The sequence below is a fragment of the Pseudoxanthobacter sp. genome, assembly GCF_036822375.1.
Taxonomy (GTDB): Bacteria; Pseudomonadota; Alphaproteobacteria; order Rhizobiales; family Segnochrobactraceae; genus Pseudoxanthobacter.
The window spans coordinates 1-5,123 of the sequence record NZ_DAISHT010000229.1; the positions used below are offsets into that span (position 1 = coordinate 1).

General features: G+C 67.8%; 5 protein-coding genes. 4 read left to right on the top strand and 1 reads right to left on the bottom strand.

The features are described 5' to 3' along the window. Positions 1 to 106: 106 nt before the first annotated feature. Positions 107 to 763 carry a glutathione S-transferase gene (locus V7067_RS15305; protein WP_334176769.1) on the bottom strand — a complete coding sequence of 219 codons (657 nt, stop codon included), beginning with the start codon at positions 761 to 763 and terminating at the stop codon, positions 107 to 109. A gap of 160 nt (positions 764 to 923) precedes the next feature. Here V7067_RS15305 and phaZ point away from each other — a divergent pair, with 160 nt between their 5' ends. The 4 genes from phaZ to V7067_RS15325 form a co-directional block, all read left to right on the top strand. Then, a complete protein-coding gene (gene phaZ / locus V7067_RS15310) occupies positions 924 to 2,165 on the top strand; it encodes a polyhydroxyalkanoate depolymerase (RefSeq protein WP_334176770.1) in 1,242 nt (413 codons plus the stop codon). 318 nt (positions 2,166 to 2,483) lie between these two features. Beyond that, entirely contained in the window at positions 2,484 to 2,765 is a 282-nt protein-coding gene (locus V7067_RS15315; RefSeq protein WP_334176771.1) for a DUF4164 domain-containing protein, read from the top strand. A gap of 178 nt (positions 2,766 to 2,943) precedes the next feature. After that, entirely contained in the window at positions 2,944 to 3,321 is a 378-nt protein-coding gene (gene zapA / locus V7067_RS15320; protein WP_334176772.1) for a cell division protein ZapA, read from the top strand. A 291-nt stretch (positions 3,322 to 3,612) separates the two neighbouring features. After that, positions 3,613 to 5,123, top strand: a 1,511-nt coding sequence (locus V7067_RS15325; protein ID WP_334176773.1) for a helicase-related protein, incomplete at its 3' end; no start/stop codon positions are given.

Genomic DNA, 5,123 nt, shown 5'->3' on the forward strand with positions numbered 1-5,123 from the left:
GCGGCAGGGCAGCGACGCATCGCGGCCCCGGCCGTGTTGGTACACCCTTGATTCGCCACGCTCCGCCCGCCCTGCGCCGACCAGCCGGGCGGCCCGGCCCGGCGGCTCAGAACTCCACGTCGAGTTCTTCCAGATCTTCCTTTTCCTCGCGGGCGGCCGCAATCCACTCCTGCATCGGCGCCCAGTTGAGAATCATGTCCCGATAGGCTGCGGACTGCGCATCGAGCGGCGCGGAATAGGTCCGGAAGCGGGCGCAGACCGGCGCATACATCGCGTCGGCCAGTGTCGGCCGGGCGCCGAACAGGAACGGGCCGCCGTAAGTCGACAGGCACTCGCGCCAGATCTGCGTCACGCGCTCGATATCCTGAAGCGCGCCGGCAAAGATGCGGTATTTCTCGTAATGCGCCTTGATGTTCATCGGCAGCGCAGAGCGCAGGTTGGCGAAACCGGAGTGCATTTCGCCGGAAATCGAGCGGCAATGGGCCCGCGCCACCGGATCGGCAGGCAGCAGGCCGGCTTCCGGATGGGTCTCGTTCAGGTATTCGCCGATGGAAAGCGTGTCCCACACCTTCGCCGCGCCGTCTTCGAGGCGCGGAACCAGCACGGACGGCGAGAGCAGAAGAAGCTCCGCGCGCGTATCCGGGTCGTCGATCGGCATCGTCTGTTCTTCAAACGCGATGCCGGCCATCTTGCACAGCAACCATCCGCGCAGCGACCACGACGAATAATTCTTGCTGGAGATGGTAAGAACGGCCGCAGCCATGGGTGCAAATCCCTCCTGTCACGGTTCTGCGCTCATGGTGCGGCGCGGCGCCGTGGTTTGAAACTGCACAATCATCTCGCAGGGCGAAAAAAAATGCACTAGCGTTTCGTCAGAAGCGCCCGGCCGGGCGCAACCGGTCCGAATGGAGGCGGCTGCGGGAATGCTCTATTCCGCATACCAGTTGCAAGACGACCTGATGGCCCCGCTGCGCACGGCGGCGAAAGCGGCCATGAGCGGCGCGAACATCTCCCGCGAACTGTCCCTGCCGCTGACGGGCGGGATGGGCGTGGTTCTGCCCTTCCGCCCCCGCCTTGCCGCCGCCTGGGAGCTGGTCGCCCGCGCCGGCCTCAGCCACACCCGCCCGCCGTTCGGCATCGACAGCGTGACCACCGGCAACGAAGAGGTGCCGGTGCGCGAGGAAGTGACGGCGAAGACGCCGTTCGCCTCCCTCGTCCACTTCGCCAAGGACACCGACGCGGTGCAGCCGCGCATTCTGGTGGTGGCGCCGCTTTCCGGCCACTTCGCCACGCTGCTGCGCGGCACGATCCGCACCCTGCTGCGCGACCACGACGTCTACGTCACCGACTGGCACAACGCGCGCGACATTCCGCTGGAAGCCGGCGTGTTCGGCTTCGACGAATATGTCGGGCATATCATCCGCTTTCTGGAAACGATGGGCGAAGGCAGCCACGTTCTGGCGGTGTGCCAGCCCTGTGTGCAGACGCTGGTGGCCGCGGCCGTGATGGCCGCCACAAAGAATCCGGCCCAGCCGCGCTCGATGACGCTGATGGCCGGCCCGGTCGATACCCGCGTGAACCCGACCAAGGTCAACGAACTCGCCACCCAGCACGATCTGGACTGGTTCCGCACCAACCTCATCACCACCGTGCCCGGCCGCTACGAGGGCGCGGGACGCGCGGTCTATCCCGGTTTCGTGCAGTTGCTGTCGTTCATGGCGATGAACATCAGCCGCCACGAAAGCCAGCACCGCGACCTTTACCGCCACCTGTCGCGCGGGGAGACGGAAAAAGCGGCGGCGATCAAAACCTTCTACGACGAATATTTCGCCGTGCTGGACCTGACGGCGGAATTTTATCTGGAAACCATCGACCGCGTGTTCCAGCGCGCGCTGCTGCCGCAGGGCCTGCTGACCTATCGCGGCGAGAAGGTGGAGCCGAAGGCCATCCGCCGCACGGCCCTGCTGACGGTGGAGGGCGAGCGCGACGACATCTGCGCGCTGGGCCAGACGGTGGCCGCCCACGACCTGTGCTCCGGCCTGAAGCCGTTCATGAGGCGGCACCATATGCAGCCGGGCGTCGGCCACTACGGCGTCTTCAACGGCCGCAAATGGGAGACGCAGGTCTATCCGCTGGTGCGCAACCTGACGCTGTCCACCAACTGAGGCCGCCCGCCGCAGCCCCGGCAGACCCGGGCGGCGGCGCCGTGAACCGGACAGAATGTCGCAGCGCCGGACCGCGCCGGCGAACGCCCTGCCATGGCGGCGGGTCGTGCCTTGCGTTATGCCACCCTTGAGAAAAGACCCGTCTTTGCCCATGTTTGCAGACCTGTGTTTGCGGGCCGGCGTTTGCAGACCTGAGTTTGCGGGCACAGGCCGCACGGCTGCGGCGAACAGGCAGGCGCAGCGGGCCGGCAGGCGCGGCGAGATGCCGGCGCGGCGTAACGGAACAGGCGCGGCAACGGAAGAGGTGGCAACGCGGCCATGAGCGAACCTTCGGGACTGCAGGCCAGTTTCGCCCGCCTTGAAGCTGCCCTTGCGCGGCTGGAAGAGGCCGCGGAACACCGTGCCGAACTCAGCACCGGCACGAGCGCACTGGAAGAACAGCTCCAGCGCCTCGACGAGGACCGCTCGCGTCTGGCGCAGGAACTCGATCATGCCGAGGAGCGTTCGGCCCGCATCGAGGATACCAACCGCGAGGTTTCGCGCCGTCTCGTGGCTGCCATGGAATCGATCCGCACCGTTCTGGAGCGCCACGGCGGCTGACACCGCCGCAGAACGCCCGGTCGGCCGGCCGGACCGGGGCGCGACCGGCCGTCAGCCCGACCGGATCAGAGCCTGATGCCGGCGGGCGGGTGCCGGCCGGATGGATCGCAACGCCGGCCGCACGGCAGGCCGGATAGATCGCAAGGCCGGCATCGAGGCCGGCCGGATGAGGGATGAGATGGCGCAAGTCGCGGTCACCATCAACGGACGCACCTACCGCATGGCCTGTGACGACGGTGAGGAAGAACGCCTCACCGGCCTCGGCCGGCGGTTTGATGAAGCCATCGTGCAGTTGCGCCGCTCCTTCGGCGAAATCGGCGACCAGCGCCTGACGGTGATGGCCGGCGTGCTGGCGATGGACCAGCTTTCCGAAACCGAACGCCGCCTGCGCGTGGCGGAAGAGGAACTGGCCGTGCTGCGGGCCGAGCGCGAGGGTGCGCGCGTGCACGAGGCCATGGCGGAGAGCGAACTGGCCGCGCGCGTCGAGGCCGCCGCCGGGCGCATCGAGGCCGTGACCGAAGCCATCGAGCGCACCAATCGCGACACCCGGTCCTGACCGGACGGCGGGCCGCAGCCGCGGGGCACGAGGGCGGGGAACAAAACCAGACCTGCCGCTGTCACCGATTCGGCCGTGATTCGTTCGGTTCCCGTTCCCTCCCGCGCGGTTTTGATCGCAAACCCGCCGAATGGGATGCGCAACGGCAGAACGGTGTGCTAAGGGGGAAACCAAGGCGGCCGGAAAAGAGCCGCGCGAGGCGGACGGCCCGGCGCCGGCCCGCAGGCCACAACGAAAACGTCACCGACCGATCCGGGCCGTCGCCGGCCCGGAGATGAGCACCGCTCGACCATGACCGTTACGACACGCCTGCCGTTGCCGCCGTCGGCCCGTGCCCGGACCGTGACGGCCGTGCTGGGCCCCACCAACACCGGCAAGACCCATCTCGCCATCGAGCGCATGCTCGGCCACGGCGGCGGTCTCATCGGCCTGCCGCTGCGCCTGCTGGCGCGCGAGGTCTATGGCCGGCTCGTGGAGCGGGCAGGCGTGAAGGCGGTGGCGCTGATCACCGGCGAGGAGCGCATCGAACCGGCCGGGGCGCGCTATTTCGTGTGCACCGTGGAGGCGATGCCGGAGACCACGGATGCCGGCTTCGTGGCCATCGACGAGGTGCAGCTCGCCGGCGACCTTGCCCGCGGCCGTGTCTTCACCGACCGTATTCTGTCGCTGCGCGGGCGCAACGAAACCCTGCTGCTGGGCGCCACCACGGCGCGGCCCCTGCTGGAAAAGCTCATTCCGGGGCTCAATGTCGTCACCCGGCCGCGCATGTCGCTGCTGACCTATGCCGGGCAGAAGAAGATCACCCGGCTGCCGGCGCGCTCGGCCATCGTCGCCTTTTCGGCCGACGAGGTCTATGCGATCGCCGAACTGATTCGCCGCCAGCGCGGCGGGGCGGCGGTGGTGCTGGGCTCGCTCAGCCCGCGCACCCGCAACGCGCAGGTGGAGTTGTTTCAGGCCGGCGATGTCGATTTTCTGGTGGCGACCGACGCCATCGGCATGGGCCTCAATCTCGATGTCGAGCATGTGGCGTTCGCCGCCAACCGCAAGTTCGACGGCTACCAGTACCGCCTGCTGTCGCCGGCCGAACTCGGCCAGATTGCCGGCCGCGCCGGCCGCCACACCCGCGACGGAACGTTCGGGGTGACGGGGCGGGCCGATCCGTTCGACGACGATCTGGTGGAAGCGCTGGAAAGCCATCATTTCCAGCCACTTCGTGTGTTCCAGTGGCGCAATTCGACGCTTGATTTTGCCTCTCTTGCCGCGCTGCGCGCCTCGCTTGACGAGACCCCGCGGGAGGAGGGCCTGACCCGCGCGCCCCCCGGCGACGACGTGGTTTCGCTTGATTTCGCCCTGCGGGATCCAGAAATCCGGGATCTTGCGCGCGACCGCAAATCCGTCGCACTGCTGTGGGACGTGTGTCAGGTGCCGGACTATCGCAAGATCGCGCCGGCCAACCACGCCGACCTGATTCTGGCGCTCTACGGCTTCCTCGCCCGCAAAGGGGCGGTCGATGCCGACTGGTTTGCCCGTCAGGTGGCTTTCGCCGATCGCACCGACGGTGATATCGATACGCTGGCCAACCGGATTGCCCATATCCGGACGTGGACTTATGTCGCCAACCGGGCTGACTGGCTGGCGGACCCGGTGCACTGGCGCGGCGTAACCCGCGATGTGGAAGACAGGCTGTCGGACGCGCTGCACGAACGGCTGACCCAGCGTTTCGTGGATCGCCGGACCAGCGTGCTGATGAGACGCTTGAGAGAGAACGCAATGCTCGACGCGGAGATCACGCCCACGGGCGA

What these genes read in the sequence shown, in the direction of transcription:
- V7067_RS15305 (WP_334176769.1), bottom strand. Translation starts at nt 763, where the DNA reads ATGGCTGCGGCCGTTCTTACCATCTCCAGCAAGAATTATTCGTCGTGG.
- V7067_RS15315 (WP_334176771.1), top strand. Translation starts at nt 2,484, where the DNA reads ATGAGCGAACCTTCGGGACTGCAGGCCAGTTTCGCCCGCCTTGAAGCT.
- phaZ (WP_334176770.1), top strand. Translation starts at nt 924, where the DNA reads ATGCTCTATTCCGCATACCAGTTGCAAGACGACCTGATGGCCCCGCTG.
- zapA (WP_334176772.1), top strand. Translation starts at nt 2,944, where the DNA reads ATGGCGCAAGTCGCGGTCACCATCAACGGACGCACCTACCGCATGGCC.